26 protein-coding genes and 1 pseudogene are annotated in these 23,798 nt (G+C 64.6%); 14 read left to right on the top strand and 13 right to left on the bottom strand.

Translation table 11 applies throughout. The features are described 5' to 3' along the window. Window positions 1-2: 2 nt before the first annotated feature. From AC4ELH_RS05100 to AC4ELH_RS05085, 4 genes and pseudogenes are all read right to left on the bottom strand, one after another. The gene (locus tag AC4ELH_RS05100; RefSeq protein WP_003880116.1) at window positions 3-299 is read right to left on the bottom strand and encodes a DUF1330 domain-containing protein; all 297 of its coding nucleotides are present in this window, start codon (window positions 297-299) and stop codon (window positions 3-5) included. Between the two features lie 15 nt (window positions 300-314). Then, window positions 315-509 carry a ferredoxin gene (locus tag AC4ELH_RS05095; protein ID WP_064884102.1) on the bottom strand — a complete coding sequence of 65 codons (195 nt, stop codon included), beginning with the start codon at window positions 507-509 and terminating at the stop codon, window positions 315-317. Continuing rightward, window positions 509-1,789 (bottom strand): cytochrome P450, encoded by a 1,281-nt coding sequence (locus AC4ELH_RS05090; RefSeq protein ID WP_498883391.1) that lies wholly within the window; start codon window positions 1,787-1,789, stop codon window positions 509-511. Before AC4ELH_RS05090 ends, AC4ELH_RS05095 begins: the two co-directional genes overlap by 1 nt. Window positions 1,790-1,924: 135 nt before the next feature. Then, window positions 1,925-2,441, bottom strand: a pseudogene (locus AC4ELH_RS05085) (SDR family NAD(P)-dependent oxidoreductase). A gap of 63 nt (window positions 2,442-2,504) precedes the next feature. On the opposite strand from AC4ELH_RS05085, the gene AC4ELH_RS05080 reads away from it, so the two are divergent. Genes AC4ELH_RS05080 through AC4ELH_RS05065 form a run of 4 tightly spaced genes read left to right on the top strand, consistent with a single transcriptional unit; the run spans window position 2,505 to window position 6,498 of the window. Continuing rightward, window positions 2,505-3,161 (top strand): TetR/AcrR family transcriptional regulator, encoded by a 657-nt coding sequence (locus tag AC4ELH_RS05080; RefSeq protein ID WP_498883390.1) that lies wholly within the window; start codon window positions 2,505-2,507, stop codon window positions 3,159-3,161. A 15-nt stretch (window positions 3,162-3,176) separates the two neighbouring features. Continuing rightward, window positions 3,177-4,478: an acyl-CoA dehydrogenase family protein gene (locus AC4ELH_RS05075; protein ID WP_498883389.1), complete on the top strand. Its 1,302-nt coding sequence runs from the start codon at window positions 3,177-3,179 to the stop codon at window positions 4,476-4,478. A 32-nt stretch (window positions 4,479-4,510) separates the two neighbouring features. Beyond that, window positions 4,511-5,500 (top strand): phosphotransferase family protein, encoded by a 990-nt coding sequence (locus AC4ELH_RS05070; RefSeq protein WP_498883427.1) that lies wholly within the window; start codon window positions 4,511-4,513, stop codon window positions 5,498-5,500. Continuing rightward, a complete protein-coding gene (locus AC4ELH_RS05065) occupies window positions 5,497-6,498 on the top strand; it encodes an NADPH:quinone oxidoreductase family protein (RefSeq protein WP_498883388.1) in 1,002 nt (333 codons plus the stop codon). Before AC4ELH_RS05070 ends, AC4ELH_RS05065 begins: the two co-directional genes overlap by 4 nt. Here the strand turns inward: AC4ELH_RS05065 and AC4ELH_RS05060 are convergent. After that, window positions 6,455-6,811, bottom strand: coding sequence for a limonene-1,2-epoxide hydrolase family protein (locus tag AC4ELH_RS05060; RefSeq protein ID WP_064884112.1), 357 nt, complete (start codon window positions 6,809-6,811; stop codon window positions 6,455-6,457). The two genes, AC4ELH_RS05065 and AC4ELH_RS05060, sit on opposite strands and share 44 nt — an antisense overlap. Before the next feature lie 272 nt (window positions 6,812-7,083). On the opposite strand from AC4ELH_RS05060, the gene AC4ELH_RS05055 reads away from it, so the two are divergent. Next, a complete protein-coding gene (locus AC4ELH_RS05055; RefSeq protein WP_498883426.1) occupies window positions 7,084-8,205 on the top strand; it encodes a cytochrome P450 in 1,122 nt (373 codons plus the stop codon). Between the two features lie 154 nt (window positions 8,206-8,359). Further along, complete coding sequence (locus AC4ELH_RS05050; protein ID WP_448447969.1) at window positions 8,360-9,232, top strand: endonuclease domain-containing protein; 873 nt, start codon at window positions 8,360-8,362, stop codon at window positions 9,230-9,232. A 32-nt stretch (window positions 9,233-9,264) separates the two neighbouring features. Here AC4ELH_RS05050 and AC4ELH_RS05045 read toward each other — a convergent pair whose 3' ends face one another. The 8 genes from AC4ELH_RS05045 to AC4ELH_RS05010 form a co-directional block, all read right to left on the bottom strand. Further along, a complete protein-coding gene (locus AC4ELH_RS05045) occupies window positions 9,265-9,768 on the bottom strand; it encodes a hypothetical protein (protein WP_055120461.1) in 504 nt (167 codons plus the stop codon). Between the two features lie 14 nt (window positions 9,769-9,782). Beyond that, window positions 9,783-10,436, bottom strand: a complete 654-nt coding sequence (locus AC4ELH_RS05040) for a TetR/AcrR family transcriptional regulator (RefSeq protein ID WP_064882659.1) — start codon at window positions 10,434-10,436, stop codon at window positions 9,783-9,785. Window positions 10,437-10,552: 116 nt separating this feature from the next. Beyond that, on the bottom strand, window positions 10,553-11,701 hold the full coding sequence (locus AC4ELH_RS05035; RefSeq protein WP_448447966.1) for an acyl-CoA dehydrogenase family protein: 1,149 nt from the start codon (window positions 11,699-11,701) through the stop codon (window positions 10,553-10,555). A 14-nt stretch (window positions 11,702-11,715) separates the two neighbouring features. Next, the gene (locus tag AC4ELH_RS05030) at window positions 11,716-12,873 is read right to left on the bottom strand and encodes a thiolase family protein (RefSeq protein WP_448447964.1); all 1,158 of its coding nucleotides are present in this window, start codon (window positions 12,871-12,873) and stop codon (window positions 11,716-11,718) included. A 21-nt stretch (window positions 12,874-12,894) separates the two neighbouring features. Beyond that, complete coding sequence (locus tag AC4ELH_RS05025; RefSeq protein ID WP_448447962.1) at window positions 12,895-14,148, bottom strand: CaiB/BaiF CoA transferase family protein; 1,254 nt, start codon at window positions 14,146-14,148, stop codon at window positions 12,895-12,897. Window positions 14,149-14,152: 4 nt separating this feature from the next. Beyond that, window positions 14,153-14,911 (bottom strand): SDR family NAD(P)-dependent oxidoreductase, encoded by a 759-nt coding sequence (locus AC4ELH_RS05020; RefSeq protein ID WP_448447960.1) that lies wholly within the window; start codon window positions 14,909-14,911, stop codon window positions 14,153-14,155. Between the two features lie 17 nt (window positions 14,912-14,928). Further along, entirely contained in the window at window positions 14,929-16,107 is a 1,179-nt protein-coding gene (locus AC4ELH_RS05015) for an acyl-CoA dehydrogenase family protein (RefSeq protein ID WP_448447958.1), read from the bottom strand. Between the two features lie 52 nt (window positions 16,108-16,159). Beyond that, window positions 16,160-17,455: an amidohydrolase family protein gene (locus AC4ELH_RS05010; protein WP_064882670.1), complete on the bottom strand. Its 1,296-nt coding sequence runs from the start codon at window positions 17,453-17,455 to the stop codon at window positions 16,160-16,162. A gap of 236 nt (window positions 17,456-17,691) precedes the next feature. On the opposite strand from AC4ELH_RS05010, the gene AC4ELH_RS05005 reads away from it, so the two are divergent. From AC4ELH_RS05005 to AC4ELH_RS04970, 8 genes are all read left to right on the top strand, one after another. Further along, window positions 17,692-18,222 (top strand): carboxymuconolactone decarboxylase family protein, encoded by a 531-nt coding sequence (locus AC4ELH_RS05005; protein WP_064882650.1) that lies wholly within the window; start codon window positions 17,692-17,694, stop codon window positions 18,220-18,222. A 23-nt stretch (window positions 18,223-18,245) separates the two neighbouring features. Further along, a complete protein-coding gene (locus AC4ELH_RS05000) occupies window positions 18,246-19,583 on the top strand; it encodes an aromatic ring-hydroxylating oxygenase subunit alpha (protein ID WP_064882668.1) in 1,338 nt (445 codons plus the stop codon). Then, on the top strand, window positions 19,576-19,905 hold the full coding sequence (locus AC4ELH_RS04995; protein WP_064882648.1) for a hypothetical protein: 330 nt from the start codon (window positions 19,576-19,578) through the stop codon (window positions 19,903-19,905). Before AC4ELH_RS05000 ends, AC4ELH_RS04995 begins: the two co-directional genes overlap by 8 nt. A 2-nt stretch (window positions 19,906-19,907) precedes the next feature. Further along, entirely contained in the window at window positions 19,908-21,134 is a 1,227-nt protein-coding gene (locus AC4ELH_RS04990) for a metal-dependent hydrolase family protein (RefSeq protein WP_498883387.1), read from the top strand. Further along, the gene (locus AC4ELH_RS04985) at window positions 21,118-21,564 is read left to right on the top strand and encodes a nuclear transport factor 2 family protein (RefSeq protein WP_498883386.1); all 447 of its coding nucleotides are present in this window, start codon (window positions 21,118-21,120) and stop codon (window positions 21,562-21,564) included. The genes AC4ELH_RS04990 and AC4ELH_RS04985 overlap by 17 nt, the downstream gene beginning before the upstream one ends. A 22-nt stretch (window positions 21,565-21,586) precedes the next feature. Further along, window positions 21,587-22,708: an acyl-CoA dehydrogenase family protein gene (locus tag AC4ELH_RS04980; RefSeq protein ID WP_064882642.1), complete on the top strand. Its 1,122-nt coding sequence runs from the start codon at window positions 21,587-21,589 to the stop codon at window positions 22,706-22,708. Between the two features lie 60 nt (window positions 22,709-22,768). After that, window positions 22,769-23,509, top strand: a complete 741-nt coding sequence (locus tag AC4ELH_RS04975; protein WP_236734763.1) for an acyl-CoA dehydrogenase family protein — start codon at window positions 22,769-22,771, stop codon at window positions 23,507-23,509. Window positions 23,510-23,612: 103 nt separating this feature from the next. Beyond that, window positions 23,613-23,798: helix-turn-helix domain-containing protein (locus AC4ELH_RS04970; protein WP_498883425.1), on the top strand; the 186-nt coding region annotated here is incomplete at its 3' end.

Genomic DNA, 23,798 nt, shown 5'->3' with positions numbered 1-23,798 from the left:
GATCAGGAGGGGAAGCCGGAGAGGATCACGCCGTTGCACTCGGCGGCGCCTTGGCGGACCTTGGCGGCCGCCTGGTAGGCGTCGGAGTAGTACCACTCACGGGCGGCGTCAACGGATTCGAACTCGAGCACCACGGTCTGAGTTCCGTGCCAGGCGCCCTCGATCACCTCGGGCTTCTGATCGACGGCCACGATGGTCGCGCCACCCATCGCCTTCGACGCCAATTTGGCGTACTCACCCATACCGGCCGGGTCTTTGATGTCCTCGGTGATGATGACGTAACCCTTGGCAGATGCCATTGCGAATCTCTTTCTCTAGTTGTCGATTTCGCTGATCGCCCGTTCCGGGCAGTTCTGTATCGCTTCGCGGGCGGCGTCTTCCAACCCGGACGGAACTTCTTCCGGGTCGGCCACCGCCCAACCGTCGTCTGACATCTCGAAGACCTCGGGGCACAGAGTCAGGCACATGCCGTGGCCTGCACAACGGTCCTCGTCGACCCTCACCTTCATCAGCTGTCGAACTCCAGATGCAGCTCGGTGAGCCCGCGCAGGATGAAGGTCGGGATGTAGTTGTAGCGCCGGTCGCCGTCCGAGCCGTGCTTGGCCTCGGAGATGCGGATGTCGGTGGTGCGGTCCAACAGACGCTCAAGGCCGACCCGGGTCTCGGCGCGTGCCAGCGGGGCGCCGGGGCAGCTGTGGATGCCACGGCCGAAGGCCAGGTGCTGGCGAGCGTTCTTGCGCGCCGGGTCGAAGGTGTCGGGATCCTCGAAGCGGCGAGGGTCGCGGTTGGCCGCACCGTTGAGCACCATCACCGTGGTGCCGGCGGTCAACTCGGTCTCGCCGATGGTCACCGGGCAGCGCGACAACCGGAAGTCACCCTTGACCGGGCTCTCGATCCGCAGCGCTTCCTCGATGAAGTTCGGGATCAGGCTGCGGTCGGCGCGCAGCCGCTGCTGGATTTCCGGTTGTTCAGCGAGGACCTTCAGCGCGGTGCTGAGCAGGCGCACCGTGGTCTCCTGCCCGGCCGAGAAGACGTTGGTCGCCACCCTCGCGACATCGCCGACGTCGGGGATGCTGCCGTCGGGGAAGGTGGCCTCGGCGAGACCGGTGAGCACGTCGTCGCGCGGGTTGGCTCGACGGTCCGAGATGTAGTCAGAGAACTGACCGTAGAGGAACTCCAGCGGGCTGTGGGACAACGACTCCTTGCTGGTGCTGCCGATGCCGCCGCCGGAATTCTGCTTGATGCCGTTGACGAACGCTTCGCGATCCTCGTCTGGGATACCGAGGAGATCGGCGATCACCAACAGGGTGAACGGACCCGCGAAACCCTTGATGAACTCGCCCTGGCCGGGCGCGAGGTAGCTGTCGAGTACTTCATCGGCCAACTGCCACATGGCGTCCTCGTTCTCCTTGAGGCGCTTGGGCGTGATGAGCCGCATCAGCAGCGAGCGGTGATCGGTGTGCGTCGGCGGATCCAGCGTCGGCAGCTGATCGCTGAACGGCAGTTCGTTGCGATGCTTGTCGATGAGCGCGGTGACCTCTTCGGCACTGCGCCCTTCCAGCGGGACCGGGAAACCCGGGAAAGGTCCGGTGACCGACAGGCATGACGAGAAGGTCTCCTCGTCGTTGTAGACCTGCACGGCTTCATCCCAGCCGGTCACCATGGTCACGTTGTAGTGGTCTTCAGGGCTGACCGGGCACTTGTTCCGAAGCGCCTCGAAGAACGGATACGGGTCGTCGACCAATCGTTCATCGCGGAAAAAATCGATACCCGTCGGGTCGATCGCCATCTGTTACTCCCGTTCCAGCCACGCGTATGAGAATGCGCCTCTCATCTATGAATAGTAGATTTCCATAGCCCCGGTTGCGCGTCAACGCCGGACCCCGACCGATCAGCGACAAACAGCAAGAATAGGATTCTCGCGCTATCCACCCAGCATCGTCAGGCCACCGTCGACAGCGATCAACTGACCGGTGATGAAGGCCGCCCCCTCTCCGGCCAGGAACACCAGAACCGGCCCCAGATCGCGGGCCGGGTCCCCGAGTGCGCCGCCCAACGGGATCGTCATCTTCATCTGCGCGTCGACGAGCTTTGCGACCTCGGGCCCGAGGAAGTCGCGTAGACGATCCGCCCCAGGGGTGTCGACCGCCGGCGCGAGCGCATTGACCGTGACCCGGTCAGCCGCCCAGGCCTTGGCCGCAGAACGCGTCCAGGCCTGGACCGCACGCCTGCGCCGCCGAGGTCACCATGGCGTCGACGGCGGCCGCATCGCGCAAGTCGCACTGCAGCCAACGAATCGTCGCGCCGTCCGGCGGTGGCGTCCGGTGATAGGTGGCCATGACATCGGCGCCCGCGGCGCTCAGCACATCCACGGCGGCCCACCCGATCCCGGACGCACCGCCGGTGACCAGAATCCGGCGGCCGTGCAGCGGTTGGTTCATATTGAGATAGTTAGACAAACGTCAACTATTTTCAATAGCAGAATCCGTTGTTAGAGTCAGAATATGCCCAAGGAAGCCACGACTGACACTGCTGACAGCAGTCAACGTCGCGCCTCGTTCCAACGGGCTCGCTCACACCAGACCAAACGCGACCTGGTCCAGGCCGCGATGGCGCTCTGGCGCACCAACGGATACGCCAAGACCACGGTGGCTGACATCTGCCGAGCCGCGGGGGTGTCCCGGGCGCTGTTCTACTTCTATTTCCCGGCCAAAGAAGACGTGCTGTTCGAGGTCGGCCTGACCTCGACCCGCCTGGCCCAGAAGCGCGTGAAGTCGCTCCTGACCGGCGATTACGACATGATGGCCGTCATCACGGAGGCACTCCGCAGCCTGGAACGGTCGATGGCGCGCAACCCACCCGAACTGATCGTCGAGACGATCCTGGAGGGTTACCGGCACGAGCACCGGATCCTGACCGGCGACGTCGACCCCGATACAGAGGACGCCGACATGTTCGGCGAGTTGTTCACACGCGCCCAGGCCGACGGCAAGCTCGGCGCTCACGTCGACGTGGACCACCTGTCGCGGCTGGCGCAGATCCTGGTCAGTGAGGGCGTCCGGCACTGGGCCGGAGGCAGTTTCGGCAACCGCTCGTTCACCGACCGCGTCGCGTGCGACATCGGCGCGATGATCACCGGCTTCAACACCCTCAACAACTAGATCGGAGGACCCCCGATGGCGTGGGATTTCGAGACCGACCCGCAGTATCAGGAATTACTGGACTGGGCCGACGAATTCGTGACCGAGCAGGTCGAACCGCTCGACCTGGCGTGGCCGCACAAACAGTTCACCCCGTTGGAGGGCAGCCGCCGGGAGGCCATCGACCCGCTCAAGGCACAGGTGCGCAAAAAAGGTTTGTGGGCCACTCATCTCGGGCCAGAACTGGGCGGGCAGGGTCACGGGCAGCTCAAGCTCGCGCTGCTCAACGAGATCCTCGGCCGCTCGCAGTGGGCACCCATCGTGTTCGGCTGTCAGGCCCCCGATACGGGCAACGCCGAGATCATCGCGCATTACGGGACCGAGGAGCAGAAAAAGAAGTATTTGCATCCGCTGCTCGAGGGTGAGCTGTTCTCCTGCTACTCGATGACCGAACCCCACGCCGGTGCGGACCCGACGCTGTTCACCACCAGCGCGGTGCGCGACGGGGACGACTGGGTGATAAACGGGTGGAAGTTCTTCTCCTCCAACGCCGCAACCGCGTCGTTCCTGATCGTCATGGTGGTGACCAATCCCGAGGTCAGTGCCTACCAGGGCATGTCGATGTTCCTGGTGCCCACCGACACCCCCGGTGTCAAGATCGTCCGCAACGTGGGTTTGTACGGCGAGCCGGACAACGAGGGCAGCCACGCGTTGATCCACTACGACAACGTCCGGGTTCCCGCCGAGGCGCTGTTGGGCGGCGAGGGTCAGGCCTTCGTCATCGCCCAGACGCGGTTGGGCGGCGGCCGGATTCACCACGCGATGCGCACGATCGGTCTGGCTCAGAAGGCGCTCGACATGATGTGCGAACGTGCATTGAGCCGCGAGACGCAGGGCAGCCGGCTGTCCGACAAACAGTTCGTCCAGGGTTATATCGCCGACTCCTACGCCCAGTTGCTGCAATTCCGGTTGATGGTGCTCTACACCGCGTGGGAGATCGACAAGTACAACGACTACAAGAAGGTCCGCAAGGACATCGCCGCCGTCAAGGTCGCCATGCCCACCGTGCTGCACGACATCGCCTGGCGGGCGATGCAGATCCACGGCGCGCTGGGTGTCACCAACGAGATGCCCTTCCTCGGCATGGTCACGGGCGCCGCGGTGATGGGCCTGGCCGACGGCCCGACGGAGGTACACAAGACCACCGTCGCCCGGCAGGTGCTGCGCGACTACCAGCCGACCACCGACACCTGGCCGACCGAGTGGATCCCGCGCAAGCGCGACGCCGCGAAGGCCAAGTTCGCCGAATACCTGGAAGCTGAGGTGGGCAATCTGTGAGCACGATCGACACTGCACGCCTTGCCGATTGGATGGACAACGCCGGGCTGGCGGGCAAAGGTGAGCCGCTGGAGGCCCGCTTCCTGTCCGGCGGAACCCAGAATGTCATCTTCGAGATCCGCCGTGGCGAGCACACCTGCGTGTTGCGCATGCCGCCGGAGGGCGCCCCGCCGGACCGGGACAAGGGCATCCTGCGGGAGTGGCGCATCATCGAGGCACTCGACGGCACGGAGGTCCCGCACACGGCGGCAGTCGGCGTGTGCGCCGATCCCGACGTATTGGGCCGCCCGTTCTATCTGATGGGATTCGTCGACGGCTGGTCGCCGATGGATACCCACGGTCGCTGGCCTGAGCCGTTCAACTCCGACCCCAGCACCCGGCCCGGGCTGAGTTATCAGCTGGCCGAGGGTATTGCGCTGCTGTCGAAAGTGGACTGGCAGGCCAAGGGGCTGAGCGATCTCGGTAGGCCCGACGGCTTTCACGAACGCCAGGTCGACCGCTGGATCGGATTCCTCGACCGGATCAAGAACCGTGAGTTGCCCGGGCTCGAGGTGGCCACGGACTGGCTGCGCGCCCACAAGCCGCTCGATTTCATCCCGGGCCTGATGCACGGGGACTACCAGTTCGCCAATGTCATGTACCGCCACGGCACACCGGCCACGATGGCCGCGATCGTGGACTGGGAGATGGGCACCGTCGGCGACCCGAAGCTGGACCTTGCGTGGATGGTGCAGAGTTGGCCAGCCGATACAGACAACCCGGAACCGTCCGAGATGGGTTACGTCGACATGCGTGGGATGCCCTCGCGCGACGACGTCGTCGCGCACTACGCGAAGGTCTCCGGACGCCAGGTGGACGACCTCGACTACTACCTGGTGCTGGCGAAGTGGAAGCTGGCGATCGTCCTGGAGCAGGGTTTTCAGCGGGCAGGCGACGACGAGAAGCTGCTGGCGTTCGGGCCGGTGGTCACCGAGCTGATGCGGTCTGCCGCCGAACTCGCCGAATCCACCGACTACCGGTGAAGGCCGCCGTCTGCCCCGAGTACGGGCCTCCGGATGTCGTTCGCTTCGATGATGTCCCCGCTCCCCCGCTGCAGTCCGGCCAGGTACGGGTCCAGATCGGCGCGGCCGCGGTGAACTTCCCCGATGTACTGCTGGTGGCCGACAAGTACCAGATTCACGTACCGGTGCCGTTCATCCCGGGGAGTGAGTTCGCCGGAGTGGTCACCGAGGTTGCCTCTGACACCAGCGGTTTCGCCGTCGGCGACCGGGTGACCGGAACCGGATTGTTCGGTGCGTTCGCCGAGCAGGTGTGCATTCCGGCATCGGGGTTGGCCCGAATTCCCGACAATGTGGACGACGGCACCGCGGCGGCCTTCGGGGTGGCTCACCGCACCGCGTATCACACGTTGCGCTCGGTGGCCCGGATCCAACCGGCCGACGACGTGATCGTGCTGGGCGCCGGCGGCGGCGTGGGTCTGGCGGCGGTGCAGCTCGCAACCGCCCTCGGGGCGCGGGTCACGGCAGTCGCCTCATCTGACGAAAAGCTCTCCACTGCAGCTCAATACGGTGCAGTCTCGCTCGTGAACCACACGCGCGGCGACCTACGCGCCGCACTGCGGGACGCCCTGCCCGACGGCGCGCACGCCGTGCTCGACCCGGTCGGCGGCGACCTGTCCGAGCCGGCGCTACGGTCGTTGCGTCGCGGCGGCCGGTTCGTGACGATCGGCTACGCCTCCGGCGTCATCCCCCGAATCCCGCTGAACCTGGTTCTGGTCAAGGGAATTCACGTGCTCGGCTTTCAATTCCAGGACATCGCCCCAGACGAGTTCACTCGCAACGAAGCGGAACTGCGGGATCTGCTGGCCGCCGGCGCCGTTCGGCCACACATCGGTGCGGTCTATCCGCTGAGCGAAACCCCCGCGGCACTGCGCGAGGTGGCCTCCGGGAAGGCTGTCGGCAAGGTCGTGATCGACCTCAAGACTCCTTCGGCGGATAGAAGTACTCCCGCCACGCCGTGATCTTCTCGTCTCGCACCTCGTAGGCACCCATGACCGGCCAGCTCATCTGCCTGCCGTCCACGATCCAGTGATCGCGCCGTTCCATCAGGACCACGTTCCCGTCAACAGCGAGGTACCGGATCTCGAGGTCCACGCATTTCCCGCCGGCGAAGAACACCTTCATCATTTCGTGAATCGCGTCGCGCCCCGAGAGTTTCGGCCAGTCGGGCCCGATGTCGAAGGTGGCGTCGTCGGCGAAATGAACCATGACCTCGTCGACGTCGTTGCTCCCCCATGCGGCGATCTCGGCGCGCACGATCTCCTCAGCGGTCATCACTCCCCCGTCGGCCGTTGTGACAGAGATTTACACTAGCGCGCCCGAGTGTAATTCCGATAGACATCATTTTCGGATCAGCTCACCTTTCAATCCGCAACAGCCCGTATCGAATTCGAGCCGGGTATGGGTGCCGGCGGGCCGATCCTTGACCGGGCCACCTCTGGCCTGCTAAGCAGGTGCACAGCCCATTCGATACGGTCAGGAGACCAGCCGTGCCCACGTCGACCGAAGCCGACCTGTACTACGACCCGTACAGCGTCGAGCTCAATATGGATCCCTATTCGGTGTTCGCCCGGATCAGGGAAGAGGCCCCGCTGTATTACAACGAGCAGCACGACTTCTACGCGCTGAGCCGGTACGACGATGTCAACAAGGCGGTCATCGACCACGAGACATTCATCTCCGGGCGCGGAGCCCTGCTCGAGATCATCAAGTCCGGCATGGAGATACCGCCGGGAACACTGATCTTCGAGGATCCGCCGATCCACAACATCCACCGCAACCTGCTGTCGCGGGTGTTCACCCCGCGCAAGGTGCTCGCCCTCGAACCGCAGATCCGAGAATTCACCGCACGTTGCCTGGATCCGCTGGTCGGGTCTGACAAGTTCGACTTCGTACAGGATCTCGGCGAACAGATGCCGATGCGCGTCATCGGCATGCTGCTGGGCATCCCCGAGGACCGGCAACGCGCCATCACCGACCACGGCGAGGAGACTCTGCAGGGGCAGACGGTCGATGCCCTGGCCACCGGTGAGGTGTTCGCCGAGTTCATCGACTGGCGCACCGAGCACCCATCCGACGACATCATGACCGATCTGCTCAATGCCGAATTCACCGACGAGACCGGCACCGTGCGCACGCTGCGTCGCGACGAGCTACTGCTATACCTGACGGTCATCGCGACAGCCGGCTCCGAGACCACCACGCGCCTGATCGGCTGGGCCGGAAAGACCCTGGCCGACGTCCCGGACCAACGCCGTGAGCTGGTGGAGAATCCTGAGCTCATACCCCAGGCGATCGAGGAGATCCTGCGCTGGGAGCCGCCGGCCCTGCAGATCGCCCGCTACGTCACCCGCGATGTCGAGTACTACGGGCAGACCGTTCCGGCGGGCTCGGCGATGCTCATGCTGGTCGGCGCGGCCAACCGCGACCACCGGCGGTTCGCCCCCAACGGCGACATCTTCGACATCCACCGGGAACAGAAGTCTCACATGACCTTCGGCGCAGGCACGCACTTCTGCATGGGCAACGCGCTGGCCCGCCTCGAGGGGCGCATCGCGTTGGAAGAGATCCTCAAACGCTTCCCCGAGTGGAACGTCGACTGGGCCAACGCCAAACCGTCGGAGACCGCCGCGGTGCGGGGCTGGTCCGCGATGCCCACCTTCGTCTAGCTCCGCCGTCGAGCGTGCACTCAGATCGCGAAATCGAGTGAATTCGCGATCTGTATGCACGCTCGGGACAGGCGAGTTATCCACAACGCACGGTTGATCCCCACATCGCAAAAGCGTTGAGCTGATGCCGCCCTGAGTACGTCAAAGTGATGACATGGACACCCCGTTCCTCGGCAGCGAGGCCGTCGCGGCTGGGCTGGTGGCCAAGCATCAGCTGCGCAATCATCGCGGGCCGTTCGTCACCGTGTTCCCCGACGTCTACACACGCCGTTCAGCGGAAATGACGATCCGCCACCGTGCCAAAGCCGCATGGTTGTGGTCGCATCGTGGCGGAGTGCTTGCGGGTGTCACCGCATCGGCGCTACACGGTGCGCAATACGTCGAGGACACGCTCCCGATCGAGTTGGTCTGGCCGAACCGCAGGCCCCCGCGAGGGATCACCACCCTCAAAACCGGATCGCTTGCCTCCGACGAGGTCACGGAGCACCGGGGACTTCCACTCACCACTGTCGAGCGGACGGCATTTGACCTCGGTCGGCGTGGACATCTGGATGACGCGGTCGCCCGACTCGATGCACTGGGAAATGCCACGGGATTTCGTGTCGATGACGTACTTCGGGTAGCAGTAGGCCATCGAGGTGCCCGAGGCATTCGCCAATTGTTGGCCGCACTCGATCTTTACGCCCCAGGCTCGGAGTCGCCGAAAGAAACGTGGTTGAGGCTGTTGGTGATTCGCGCCGGATACCCGCGTCCGACGACTCAGATACCCGTGACGAGCATCGATGGCTGCCGGCGCTACCGGCTGGATATGGGATGGGAAGAACGCATGCTCGCGGTTGAGTATGACGGCGACCACCACCGCAAAGACCCGCAGCAGTTCGCCCACGACATCATCCGCTCGGAAGATCTCGATGAGCTCGGTTGGACGAGAGTCAGAGTTGCCAAGCGGCATACACCGGTAGAAGTGCTAGAGCGATTGTCGAAGGCCTGGGCGGCGACGGTGCACTCAGATCGCGAAATCGCGTGAATTCGCGATCTGTATGCACGCTCGGCGAGAGATCAGCTGGCCGGAATCAGATCCGCGGGCACCGAGCGGCTGAGCATCGTGCCGCAGCGGAACGCCTCGGTGTTTCCGACCACCTTGGCTTCGGGATCGTTGACTGCGGCGAGCGCCTGGGCTTTGAAAGCGCGTGCGGCGGCGGACAGTTCGTGACGTACCGGGTCGACGCTCAGATCCGCCGGACACTCGTCACCCCACAGCGTCACCTCGGTGTGGCCCTGCTCCAGCGCACCCAGGACGCCGCGTCGCACGCGCTCGTCGGTGTTGAACAGGTTGGCGGCCACTGCGACGGTCTGCGGATGCGGACGGTCCTCCCAAGACTCCAGGACAGACTCCAGGGCGATGGTCTCGACCCCGAGGATCGCCAGCGGTCGGACATCCTCGTCGGCGCCGATCAGCACCGTGACGTCCCACCCGGCCATCACCCGATCGACGAGCCAGCCGCCGGCGAACCGGACCGCGTCGACCACACAGGGGGCGACCACATCAAGCCGATACCGCATGTCGTCCTCCAATCTCACTGGACGGTCGCCCCGTTGCGGCCGTCCGGCTGCTCGATCTCCCGCCCCAGCATGTCGGCGTAGCTCTTGAACACGTCCGTCAACGGGAGCGAGGGATCGAGTAGCCATGAGGTCTCCATTCCATTGATGAATGCCAGGATCTCCACGGCCTTGGTGGCCGCGTCGAAGTCAGAGCGGTAGCGGCCACTGCGCTGCCCGCGGGTGATGATGTCGGTGACGATGTCGCGCGCAGCTTGCTGCCGTTTCAGCAAACGATCGTGCAGCGGCGCATCGGGTTGGATGTTCTCCACCAACAGAACCGTGAAAGTGCCGACCAGTTCAGGCGCCCGGACAAACCGCTCGGCCACCCGCTTGATCTCCTGAGCGAGATCGCCGGAGCGGTCGGCATGGGTGTCGTCGTCATGATCGCGGGCATCGAGCACTGCGTTGAGCAGTTGCTCCTTGGACTCGAAGTGGTGCAACAGACCAGCCGGGGTGACGCCGACCTCCCGGGCGATCTGAGCCAGGGAGGTGTTGCGCCAACCATTGCGGGCAAGCAGCTTCTCAGCCACAGAAAGTATCCGCTGCCTGCGGTCTTCCCCTTTGGCCAGGAGCGTCTCATAGGGCCGTGCACCCTGAGAGGACACCTCTGCCCCTGCAACTGAGGTCACCGGACTCCTTCGTCGAACCAACCTAGTGAACACACAGTAGGTTGGTTTGACCGTTGTGACAAGCGTCTCAGCGAAAGAAGTTTCCGAGGGCCGTCACAGCCGCCGGATATGCCCGGTCAGAGCCCCAGCGACTTGGCGATGATCACCTTCATGACCTCGCTGGTCCCGGCGTAGATGCGAGCCACCCGGGCATCCGTGTAGAGCCGGGCGATGGGGTACTCCATCATGTAGCCGTACCCGCCGAAGAGCTGCAGGCAACGATCGATCACCCGCGCCTGCATCTCCGTGCAGAACAGTTTCACCCGGGCTGCGTCGGCGCCGGACAGTTCGCCGTCGACATGCAGGGCCACCGCCCGGTCGAGCATCGCCTGAGCCGCTTCGACCTCGGTCGAGCAGGCCGCCAACTCGAACTTGGTGTTCTGGAAAGATGCCACGGGCTGGCCGAACGCCTTGCGGTCCTTGGTGTAGCCGATCGCAGCCGCGATCGCCGAGCGCGCCTGAGCCACCGAACCCACCGCCACCGTGAGCCGCTCCTGGGCCAGGTTGTGGCCGAGGTAGCTGAAGGCCTCGCCCTCCTCCCCCAGCACGTTGGCCACGGGCACCCGGACGTCGGTGAACGACAGCTCCGCGGTGTCCTGCACCTTGCAGCCCATCTTCTCCAGCTCGCGGCCCCGCTCGAAGCCCGCCATGCCGTCCTCGACGACCAGCAGTGTCAGCCCCTTGCGCCGGTTCTCCGGGTCGGTCGACGTCCGCGCCACGACGACCACCAGATCGGCCTGGACGCCGCCGGTGATGAACGTCTTGGCACCGTTGAGCACGTACTCGTCACCATCCCGGACCGCCGTGGTACGCATTCCGGCCAGATCCGAACCCGTTCCCGGCTCGGTCATCGCGACAGCGGTCAGCAGCGTGCCCGCGGCCAGCCCGGGGAACCACCGCTGCCGTTGCTCCTCATTCGCGTAGTGCAGGAAGTAAGGCAGGATCACCTCGAGCTGAGTCCGCACCGTCGACAACGTCACCAACGCGCGGGCCGCCTCCTCCTGCAGCACCACGTTGTAGCGGTAGTCGCCGATGCCGGCGCCGCCGTACTCCTCGGGGATCGCCATCCCGAGCATGCCGAGCTCACCCATCTGCTTGAAGACGTCACGGGGCATCCGCCCGCCCTTCTCCCACTCGGGATAGGCGGGGACCACTTCCTTCTCGATGAAATCCCTTGCGAGCGCGCGGAACGCCTCGTGGTCCTCGGTGAATAGATTTCGCTGCATGCGTTGTCCTCTTGTCAGTCGATGAGCTCGACCAGCGTGGCGTTGGCAGTACCGCCGCCCTCACACATGGTCTGCAGTCCGTAACGAATTCCGTTGTCGCGCATGTGGTTGATCATCCGAGTCATCAGCACGGCACCCGAAGCGCCGAGCGGATGTCCGAGCGCGATGGCGCCGCCGAGCGGGTTCAGCTTGGCCTCGTCGGCGCCGGTCTCGGCCAGCCAGGCCAGGGGCACCGGGGCGAACGCCTCGTTCACCTCGAACACGCCAACCTCGTCCAGACGCACACCGGCCTTGTGCAGCACCTTCTCGGTTGCCGGGATGGGCCCGGTCAGCATCAACACCGGGTCCGCGCCCGTCACCACGCCGGCCCGGTACCGCGCGATGGGCGTGAGGCCCATTGTCAGAGCAGCTTCGGCCGTCATCACCAGCAGGGCCGCCGCACCGTCGGAGATCTGTGAGGAGTTGCCCGCATGGATCACCCCGTCCTCGGTGAAGGCGGGCTTGAGACCGGCGAGCTTCTCCACCGTGGTGCCACGGCGGACCCCTTCGTCGGCGACTACCGGGTCGAGTTGATCGGCCGGGTCGGGAAACACCGTGATCATCTGGTTCTCGAAGGCGCCGCGGTCCTGCGCCGTCGCCGCCCGCTCGTGCGAGGCGACGGAGTATTCGTCGAGCTGGGTCCGGCCGAAACCCCACTTCTGCGAGATCATCTCGGCCGATATGCCCTGGTTGAACGAAAAATCTTGGTACCGCTCAAAGACTTTCGGCCCGTAAGGCTGGCCGGTGGCCCGGGCCGCCCCCAGCGGCACCTTGCTCATCACCTCGACCCCGCCTGCGACGACGACGTCCTGCTGGCCCGACATCACCGCCTGGACCGCGAAATCCAGCGCCTGCTGGCTGGATCCGCAGGCGCGGTTGACCGTGGTGCCCGGAATGTGTTCGGGCCAGCCGGCGGCCAGCACCGAGTATCGGCCGATGTTGCTGGATTGGTCACCGACCTGGGAGACGCAGCCCCAGACCACGTCGTCGATGATCTCGGGGCTGATACCCGCCCGCTCCACCAGTGCATTGAGCACCAGCGCCGACAGGTCTGCGGCATGGAATCCCGACAGGCCGCCGTTGCGCTTGCCGACCGGGGTACGGACGGCCTCGACGATGACGGTTTCGCGCATTGGATTCTCCGTTCTTGTTGACTAGGACTGCGGGTAGGCGGGGCCGATGGCGCCCTGCTCGCGCAGCACGGCGATCTGCTCGGCGCTCAGGCCGATCCCGCTCAGAATGGCATCGGTGTGTTCGCCGAGCCCCGGCACTGCGCCCATCCCCAGTTCCATCCCGCTAATGACTGGCGGCGGCAACAGCGCCGCGATCTCCCCGTTGGGGGTCCCGACCTGACGCCAGCGGTCACGGGCTTTCAGATGCGGGTGGTCGATGACCTCGCTGGGCAGGTTGTACCGCGAATTGCCGATCCCGGCGTCATCGGCGGTCCGCTGAATATCATCGAGATCATGCTGGGCACACCAGGATTCGATCGCCTTGTTGAGCTCGTCGCGATGCGCACAGCGATCGGAGTTGGTGGCGAAGCGCGGATCGTCGGCGAGATCGGGCCGCTCGATGATCTCGCGGGCCAACCGCTGCCACTCCCGGTCGTTGGTCGTCCCCAGCACCACGGTCTGGCCGTCGCGCGTATCGAATGCGCCGTAAGGCGCCACCGCCGGCGAACTCATCCCCAGCGGAACCTGGTCGATTCCGGAGTGCTGGGTGTAGGCCAGCTGGTACCCCATGATGTCGGTCATGGTGTCGAACAGACTGACCGCCACGGCCGGCGCGGCCTCGGTGTCGCCCGAGCGGGTCCGGCCGACCAGCAGCGCCATGATGGACAACGCCGAATACAGCCCGGTGGTGATATCGGCAACCGCCGCACCGGGTTTGGCTGGCATGCCGGCATAGCCGGTGGACGCGCACGAACCGGATTCGGCCTGCACCAACAGGTCGTAGGCCCGCTTGTGCGACAGCGGTCCTCCGGGTCCGTAACCGTCGATCTCCACCGGGATCACCTGGGGATGACGCACCTTGAGATCCTCGGGCCCCAGCCCCAACCGCGCGGTGGCTCCCGGAGCGAGATTGGACACGAAGGCGTCGGCGCCGTCGAGCAACCGGTGCAGGACCTCCATGCCCCCGGGTGACTTCAGATCGAGGGTGACCGATTCCTTGCCCCGGTTGGCCCAGACGAAATGGGCCGCCTGACCGAGCACGACATCGTCGTAGTCGCGGGCGAAGTCACCCCCCTTGGGGTTCTCGATCTTGATCACCCTGGCGCCGAAGTCAGCGAGCACCCGGGTGCACATCGGCGCGGAGACCGCCTGCTCCATCGCGATGACGGTGATACCGGCCAGCGGCAAAGAGGCTTTCGCCGCTGTGCTTGATGGTTCGCTCGTAAACTCGCTCACAGGCTCACATAACCATGCCGCCATCGACCGGCAGCACCTGCCCGGTGATGTACGACGCAGCGTCAGAGGCCAGGAAGACGAACGCGCCCGCGACCTCGTCGGCATCGGCCCACCGCTTGAGCGGGATGCGGTTCATCATGTTGGCCGCGAACTTCTCGTTGGTGCGGATGGTTTCCGTCATCGGCGTGGCGGCCAGCGGCGCCAGGGCGTTGACCATGATGTTCTTGGTGGCCAGCTCACGAGCCAGCGACTTGGTGAACCCGATCAGTCCGGCCTTCGCCGCCGAGTAGTTCACCTGGCCCAGAGTGCCGGTGAGCCCGGCTGCCGAGGTGACGTTGATGACGCGACCGGTCCCGTCAGTGGGGATGTGTGGCAGCGCAGCCTGGGTGACGTGGAAGGTGCCCATGACATGAATGTCAAAGGTGACCCGGAACGTCTCGTCGGTCAGCTTGGGGAACATCGCCGGCGACGTGACCCCTGCGTTGTTGACCACGATGTGCAGGTTTCCCTCGCCGAGGGCGGCGGCCTGCGCGGCGGCGGCCACTGCCGCGTCACGGTCGCTGACGTCAAGCGCGGCGCTGTCAGCCTTGCCGCCCGCGGTATTGATGCGCTCGGCGACCTTCGCAGCCGCCTCACCGCTGATGTCGGTGACGAGCACGGCGGCGCCGGCAGCGGCCAGCGCCTCGGAAACCGCGGCACCGATCCCGGCGCCGGCACCGGTCACCAGTGCCGAACGTCCGGTCAGGTCGAAATAGGTCCTCATTGAACTTCGATATCTCCTCAGTAGCTCTTGGGCAGGCCGAGAACGTTCGCGGCGAGGAAGTTCAGGATCATCTCCTGGCTCACCGGTGCGATCTTCATCAGTCGGGACTCCCGGAAGAACCGGGAGATGTTGTATTCCTCGGAATAACCCATCCCGCCATGGGTCTGCAGCGCACGGTCGGCGGCGCCGAATCCCGCGTCGGCGCACAGGTATTTGGCCATGTTGGCCTCCCGACCGCACGGCTTACCGTTGTCGTAGAGCCAAGTGGCCTTGCGCAGGATCAGCTCGGCGGCGTCGAGGCGGGCCAGCGAGTCGGCGAGCGGGAACTGGATGCCTTGATTCATGCCGATCGGCCGGTCGAACACCACCCGCTCGTTCGCGTACTTGACGGCACGGTCCAGGGCCACGCGACCGATGCCGAGGGCTTCGGCGGCGATCAGCATCCGCTCCGGGTTGAGCCCGTGCAAGATGTACTTGAACCCCTTGCCTTCCTCGCCGATGAGGTGCTCGGCAGGCACCCGGAGATCGTCGATGAACAACTCGTTGGAGCTCACCGCATTCCGGCCCATCTTGTTGATGGGCCGGATCTCGACGTGATCCCGGTCGAGGTCGGTCAGGAACAACGACAACCCGTCGGTCGGCTTCCCGCCACGCTGCTCCACGTCCTCGCGGGATTCGGTGCGGGTCAGCAGCAGGATCTTCTCCGACTCAAGCGCTTTGGAGATCCACACCTTACGGCCGTTCACCACATAGCTGCCGCCATCCTTCTTGGCGAACGTGGTGATACGTGAAGTGTCCAGTCCCGCACCGGGTTCGGTGACGCCGAAGCACACATGCAGATCGCCGTTGACGATGCGGGGCAGTGTCGCCTTCTTCATCTCCTCGGAGCCGAACACCACTACCGGCTGCATCCCGAAGATCGACATGTGAATCGCGCTGGCGGCGTTCATGGCTCCGCCGGACCGGGCCACCTCCTCGGCCAGGATGGTGGCCTCGGTGATGCCGAGGCCGTGCCCGCCGTACTCCTCGGGGATGGTCATCCCCAGCCAGCCCCCGCCGGCGATGGCGTCGTAGAACTCCTGCGGGAACTCGTGGGCCTGGTCCTTGGTCATCCAATAGTGATCGTCGAACTTGCCCGCCAGCTCCGCAACGGATTTGCGGATCAGCTGCTGGTCCTCGGTCAGCTCGAAGTTCATACCGCCCGACACTGTGTGCTCTCCTATTTTTCTCGGCCGATCGTCTCGGCGTTCAGTCTCGCGCGCCGGCAACGGCTTTGGCGTTGGCCTGGAAGTCGGCGAACGTGGCGCCGGTCTTCTCCTTGTGGCTCAACGCGCGAATGGATACGTCATGACCCTCGGCGGCCTTTCGTAACGCCCCGACGGTGGCCTGCTCCTTGGGAATGTGGGCGAATGGATCGAAGTGATACAGCCGCATGGCGTTCTCATGGGTGATCTTGTTGATCTCGTCGTCGGGAACCTCGTAGGTGTCGAACACCGCGCTCAGCTCCTCGGGCGCGCCCGGCCACATCGAGTCACTGTGCGGGTAGTCCATCTCCCAGCAGATGTTGTCCACGCCGATCTCGTGGCGGTTCTTCACCCCGACCGGGTCGGAGATGAAGCAGGTCATGAAGTGCTCCCGGAACACCTCCGACGGCAGCTTGTCACCGAAGTCCTGGTGCGTCCACGTGGAGTGCATGTCGTAGGTGCGGTCCACCCGGTCCAGGAAGTACGGAATCCAGCCGGTGCCACCCTCGGACAGCGCGATCTTGAGTCCCGGATAGGCCTTGATCGGCGCCGACCACAACAGGTCGGCCGCGGCCTGCACGATGTTCATCGGCTGCAGGGTGATCATGACGTCCATCGGGGCATCCGGGGCGGTGATCGCCAGCTTGCCCGATGATCCGATGTGCACGTTCATCACGGTGTCGGTGTCGACCAGGGCCTCCCACAACGGTTTCCAGTACTCCAGGTCGTGGAAGGACGGGTAGCCCAGCGTCGAAGGGTTCTCGGTGAAGGTCAGCGAGTGCACGCCCTTCTTCGACACCCGACGAACCTCGTCGGCGCACAACTGCGGATTCCAGATCGCCGGGATGGCCATCGGGATGAACCGACCCGGATTCGACCCGCACCATTCGTCGATGTGCCAGTCGTTGTAGGCCTGCACCAACGCCAACGAGAACTCGTCGTCGTCGGTGGCGAACAACCGAGCGGCGAAACCAGGGAACGACGGGAAGTTCATGGTGGCCAGCACACCGCCGGCGTTCATGTCCTTGACCCGTTCGTCGGGGTCATAGCAGCCCTTGCGGATCTCATCGAGCCCCTGGGGCTCCAACCCGTACTCCTCCTTGGGCCGGCCTGCCACGGCGTTGAGCGCCACGTTCGGGATCACCGTGTCACGGAACTGCCAGGTGTCGCTGCCGTCGGGGTTGTGCACCAGGCGTGGTGCCTCGTCGCGGTATTTCTCCGGAAGATGGTTCTTGAACATGTTCGGCGGTTCGATGATGTGGTCGTCGACGCTGATCAAGATCATGTCGTCTTTGTGCACTGCCTCGCTCCGTTCCATGGCCGTCACATTGGTTCTCTATGGGAGAAAACTAGCTTCTCGTCTAGAGAGAATCAATGTCTGATGCCGCTGACGAGCAGATTTAGCCAGGTCACCATGCAATCTCGCGCCTTCTTGTTGACCATCGGCGCAAAAGATGGAAACCTCTTAGTCGGAAATGAGAACCTGATTCTCGCAACCGAGAGTCAGTGATGGGTCATCGAGAGGAGAACCGCCCCGTGCGCTTGGCCCCCTTGCCCGCCGAGGAGTGGGACGACGACGTGCGACGAGCACTGTCCGTCATGCTTCCGGAGGAGCGGCTCAACCCCGAGGGAGCGGGCACCGCGCTGTCGACGCTGGCTCGCCACCCCTCCCTGACCAAGGCGTTCCTGCGGTTCAGTAATCATCTGCTGTTCCGCTCGACACTGGATGCGCAGATGCGTGAGCTCGCCATCCTGCGGATCGCCCATCGCAAGAAGTGCGAATACGAGTGGACGCATCACGCTTTCATCGGCAAGTCCGAGGGACTCACCGATGAGCGGATCGCGAGCAGCACGACTGGCGACGGTGCCACTCCCCTCGACCAGTTGGTGCTCGACTCCGTCGATGAACTCGACGGACAGGCGGAGATCTCGGACAGCACCTGGGCCGCCCTGAGCGAGCACCTCGACGAGCGCCAGCGCATGGACCTGGTCTTCACGATCGGCGGCTATGGCCTGATGGCCATGGCCTACAACACCTTTGGAATTGCGCCGGAATCCGGCCACTAACTCAAGAAGAAAGTAGGTAGATGATGGCGTTCTTCCCGAAGCCGGCTGCAGGCAGCTGGACCGAGAACTGGCCCGAACTGGGCACCGCCCCGGTCAACTACGAGGATTCGATCGACCCGGAGCACTGGAAACTGGAGCAGCAGGCCATCTTCCGCAAGACCTGGCTGCAGATGGGCCGCGTGGAGCTGATCCCCAAGAAAGGCAGCTACATCACCCGTGAGCTGCCGTCGGTCGGCCCGGGCACGTCGATCGTCATCGTCAACGACGGTGACGAGATCCGCGCTTTCTACAATTTGTGCCGCCACCGCGGCAACAAGCTGGTGTGGAACGACTACCCCGGCGAGGAGGTGTCCGGCAGCTGCCGCCAGTTCGTCTGCAAGTACCACGCCTGGCGCTACAACCTCAAGGGCGACCTGACCTTCATCCAGCAGGAGCAGGAGTTCTTCGACGTCGACAAAGCCGACTACCCGCTCAAGCCGGTGCGCTGCGAGGTCTGGGAAGGCTTCATCTTCGTCAACTTCGACGACGACGCAGTCTCGCTGGAGGAATACCTGGGCGAGTTCGGCGAGGGCCTCAAGGGTTATCCCTTCCACGAGATGACCGAGCACTACAGCTACCGCTCGGAGGTCAAGGCCAACTGGAAGCTGTTCATCGACGCGTTCGTCGAGTTCTACCACGCGCCGATCCTGCACATGAAGCAGGCGGAGAAGGAGGAAGCCGAGAAGCTGGCCAAGTTCGGCTTCGAGGCGCTGCACTACGACATCAAGGGCGATCACTCGATGATCTCGTCCTGGGGCGGCATGAGCCCGCCGAAGGACCTCAAGATGGTCAAGCCCATCGAGCGCATCCTGCACAGTGGCCTGTTCGGACCATGGGATCGTCCCGACATCAAGGGCATCCTGCCCGACGAGCTGCCACCGGCGATCAATCCCGGCCGGCACTCGACGTGGGGCCAGGACTCTTTCGAGTTCTTCCCGAACTTCACCCTGCTCTTCTGGGCGCCGGGCTGGTATCTGACCTACAACTACTGGCCCACCGGCGTAGACAGCCACATCTTCGAGGCCGACCTGTACTTCGTGCCGCCGAAGAACCTGCGCGAGCGGCTGTCCCAGGAACTGGCCGCGGTGACGTTCAAGGAGTACGCGTTCCAGGACGCCAACACGCTGGAAGCCACCCAGACGCAGATCGGCACCCGCGCCGTGCTCGACTTCCCGCTGTGCGACCAGGAAATTCTGCTGCGCCACCTGCACCACACCGCCCACAAGTACGTGGACCGGTACCAAGAGGCCAAGGCCAACGGAAATGGTTCGACCAATGGCAAGCACGCCGGTGCCGACAAGAAGGATGAAGTAAATGTCTAAGCTGCCCGAGGAATTCGCCGATCTGGAGCGATTCAGCGATTGGTGCTTGCCCACCGAGGAAGAGCGCTATCAGAAGCGCCTGAGCTCGACGATGGACGAGATGCAGGAGCTCTACGACGCCGGCATGGCGCGGCTCGAGGACATCATGGTCTACGTCGATGCCCGCTTCCCGCTGGCAAGCATGCCCGATGACGCCAAAGCCCTTGTGCACCTGGGTCAGTCGATTGTCCAGGTCAGCTTCCCGGTCGAGGTCTGGAAGCAACCGCGGGTGCTCGACAGCGGTGCTGCCTATATCAATCTCATCAAGGAGCCGGTGGTTTAGTCGTGCTGACCCTCAAAGCTGCGGGTCTTGTCGACGTCGATGCCGGGACGATCATTCGTCCCGGCATTGTCCGTGTCGACGGGGACCGGATAATCGGTGTAGGTGGCGAAATCCCAGAGGGCTCAGAGGTCATCGATCTCGGTGACTCGATTCTGCTGCCCGGGCTGATGGACATGGAGGTCAACCTGCTCATGGGTGGCCGGGGTGAGAATCCGGGCCTGTCCCAGGTTCAGGACGATCCGCCGACGCGCGTGCTGCGCGCGGTGGGCAATGCCCGCCGGACTCTGCGCGCCGGATTCACCACGGTGCGCAACCTCGGGTTGTTCGTCAAGACCGGCGGCTACCTGCTCGACGTCGCCCTTGGCAAAGCCATCGATGCGGGGTGGATCGAAGGTCCGCGCATCATCCCCGCCGGTCACGCCATCACCCCCACCGGCGGGCACCTGGATCCAACGATGTTCGCGGCGTTCATGCCGGGAGTGCTGGAGCTGACCATCGAGGAAGGCATCGCCAACGGGGTCGACGAGATCCGCAAGGCGGTGCGATACCAGATCAAGCACGGGGCTCAGCTGATCAAGGTGTGCTGCTCGGGCGGTGTCATGTCCCTCACCGGTGAGGCTGGGGCACAACATTATTCGGACGAGGAACTGCGCGTCATCGTCGACGAGGCGCACCGGCGCGGCCTGCGGGTGGCCGCGCACACCCACGGCGCCGAAGCGGTCAAGCATGCGGTGGCCTGCGGTATCGACTGCATCGAGCACGGCTTCCTGATGGACGACGAGGCGATCCAGATGCTGGTGGACAACGACCGGTTCCTGGTCACCACCCGTCGGCTGGCTCAGGCGATGGACGTGTCGAAGGCACCGAAGGTGTTGCAGGACAAGGCTGCCGAGATGTTTCCGAAGGCCGAGACCTCGATCAAGGCGGCGTATGAGGCCGGGGTGAAGATCGCGGTGGGTACCGATGCACCGGCCATCCCCCATGGCCGCAACGCCGACGAACTCGTGACACTGGTCGAGTGGGGTATGCCGCCGGCCGCGGTGCTGCGTTCGGCCACCACCATCGCCGCCGATTTGATCAATGTCACCGACCGGGGTCGGCTGGCCGAGGGACTGCTGGCTGACATCATCGCGGTGCCGGGCAATCCACTCGAGGACATCACCGTTACACAACATGTGGATTTTGTAATGAAAGGCGGTAAGGTCTTCCGCAATGAGCACATCAACTGATTCCCCGACGCGAACCGAGGATCTGATCGAGATCCAGCAGGTGCTCGCCAAGTACGCGGTGACCATCACCCAGGGCGACATCGATGGACTGATCAGTGTTTTCACCCCCGACGGCACCTACAGCGCGTTCGGCGAGACCTACACGCTCAATCGCTTCCCGGTCCTGGTGGACGCCGCCCCCAAGGGCCTGTTCATGACGGGTACCGCCCTGATCGACCTGGTCGAGGGTGCCGACTCTGCGACCGGCACGCAGCCGCTGTGCTTCATCGAGCACTCCAAGCACGACATGCGCATCGGCTACTACCGCGACACCTACGTGCGGACCAGTGAGGGCTGGCGGCTGAAGACTCGTGCGATGACCTTCATCCGGCGCAGTGGTGATCACGACCATGGCAGGCCCCATGCGATCGGCAGGCCGGAAGCCGGATGAGCGAGCGTAGCGAGGCAACCGCATGAGCGACCTGTTCGATCCCGCCACCTTCCGTACAGCGCTGCAGGATTGGCTCGCCGAGAATGACCTGACGCCACCGGACGACCATTCGCTCGAAGGTCACATGCGCCAGTTCGCCCGCGTGCAGAAGGCCCTGTACGACGGCGGCTGGAGCCGCTACGGCTGGCCCGAACACGCGGGTGGGTTGGGCGGACCGGCGATGCTGCGTGCGATCGTCGGCGAGGAGGTCGTGGGTCGCAGGCTGGCCGAACCCGGCCCGTATTCGATGCTCGAAGTGCTGGCGCCGACGATGATCGACTATGCACCCAAAGAGCTGGCCGCCGAGATGGTGCCGAAACTGCTGTCCGGCGAGGAGCAATGGTGCCAAGGGTTTTCCGAACCGGGTTCGGGCAGCGACCTGGCCTCGCTCACCACCCGTGCAGTCCAGCGCGGCGACAAGTGGATCGTGAACGGCCAGAAGGTCTGGACCAGCTTCGCGCAGTACTCGCACCGGTGCATCCTGCTGACCCGCACCGGCGACGCGGACACGCCGAATCACCAGGCCATCACGGCGTTCTTCGTCGACACCGACGCCCCCGGCATCACGGTGCGGCCGTTGCACACCATGCATGACGTGGACGAATTCTGCGAGGTGTACTTCGACGACGTCGAGGTCGACGCGAGCCGGATGCTCGGCAATCCGGGCGACGGGTGGCAACTGGCGATGGACCTGCTGCCGTACGAACGCTCGACCTGCTTCTGGCAGCGCATCGCCTACCTGTACTCACGGTTCGACGCGTTGGTGGAAGCGGTGAAACGGCAAGGGCAGGTCGTGGATCCGGACCTCGGTGAGGTCTATCTAGCCCTGCACACGTTGCGCTGCCGCTCGGCGGCAACTCAACACCGGCTGGCCGAGGGGCACAAGCTCGGGCCGGACACCTCGATCGACAAGGTGCTGCTGGCCGGCGCCGAACAGCTGCTTTACGACACCGCCCGCAATCTGCTGCCCGGGGTGATCGAACTCGAAGACTCCGAATGGCGCACCGAGTACCTGTACTCGCGGGCGTCGACCATCTATGGCGGCACCGCCGAAGTGCAGCGCAACATCATCGCGCGCCGACTGCTGGACCTCGGGAAGGAGTGAGGCGTGACGGACTTGGATACCGAATCACTGGGCCTGCTCGAAGACACCCTGCGCAAGACCATGCTTTCGGCCTCGGGCGCCGAACTCGATGCCGCGCTGGCCGAACTCGGCTGGGCCGAGATGCTCTCCGACATGCCGGAGACCGCCCTGCCACTGGTGTTCCGGCTGTTGGGCGAAACAGGTTCGCACGCGTCGATTCTCAACGATGTGCTGCTCGAGACCATCGGCGGCCTGCCCGGCGGCACCCCGCCGATGCCGTATGCCGGTGGCACCTGGGTGGTCTGGGAAAGAACTGACAGCAGCAATCCGGCATTGGGCGGGCTGCCGCTGCGGCAGGTGCCCGACGGCCAGCTGCTCCGGGTTTCGGAGGCCCGCCGTGCGCTGGGCTGGTGGCTGGTCGGCTCGGCCCGGGCGATGCTCGCGTTGGCCCGTCAGCACGCACTGGACCGGGTCCAGTTCGGCAAGCCGATCTCGTCCTTCCAGGCCGTGCGGCACCGATTGGCCGAGACGCTGGTGGCCATCGAGGGTGCCGAGGCGACGCTGAGCCTGCCCGGTGCGGACAATGTCGACCTGAACTCGCTGCTGGCCAAAGCCGCCGCGGGTAAGGCCGCGCTGACCGCGGCCAAGCACTGCCAGCAGGTGCTCGGCGGTATCGGGTTCACCGAGGAGCACGAGCTGCACAATCACGTGAAGCGAGTCCTGGTGCTCGACGGGTTGCTGGGCAGCTCAAGAGAACTCACCCGCAAAGCCGGCGCCGGACTGCGTGCTCGCGGCACGGTGCCCCGCCTGGCCCAGCTCTAGTTTCCCCGCCGAGCAGACGTGGAACTGCCCCTTTTCACGTGAATGAAGTGCTCCCCGGAAGTTGGACTGAGAAATTCAGTTTGTTCTTCTGGGGAGTACTTTTTTGCATCCTTGTAGTTCGTTGACTGAGGCCCAGCGCGGTGCGGCGGTAGCGTTGTTCGAGCAGGGTCGGGGCTATAGCGCCACGGCGAGGTATCTGGGAGTGAGCCGGGGGCCGGTTCGCGAGATACATCGCCGTTGGGTCCTGCATGGCAGGAAGGTGCTGGTGGCAAAACCGACCAGAACGCAG

It is taken from the genome of Mycobacterium shunyiense, assembly GCF_058270075.1.
The sequence above is the reverse complement of the archived record's forward strand: the minus strand, read 5'-3'. Positions and strand labels throughout refer to the sequence as shown.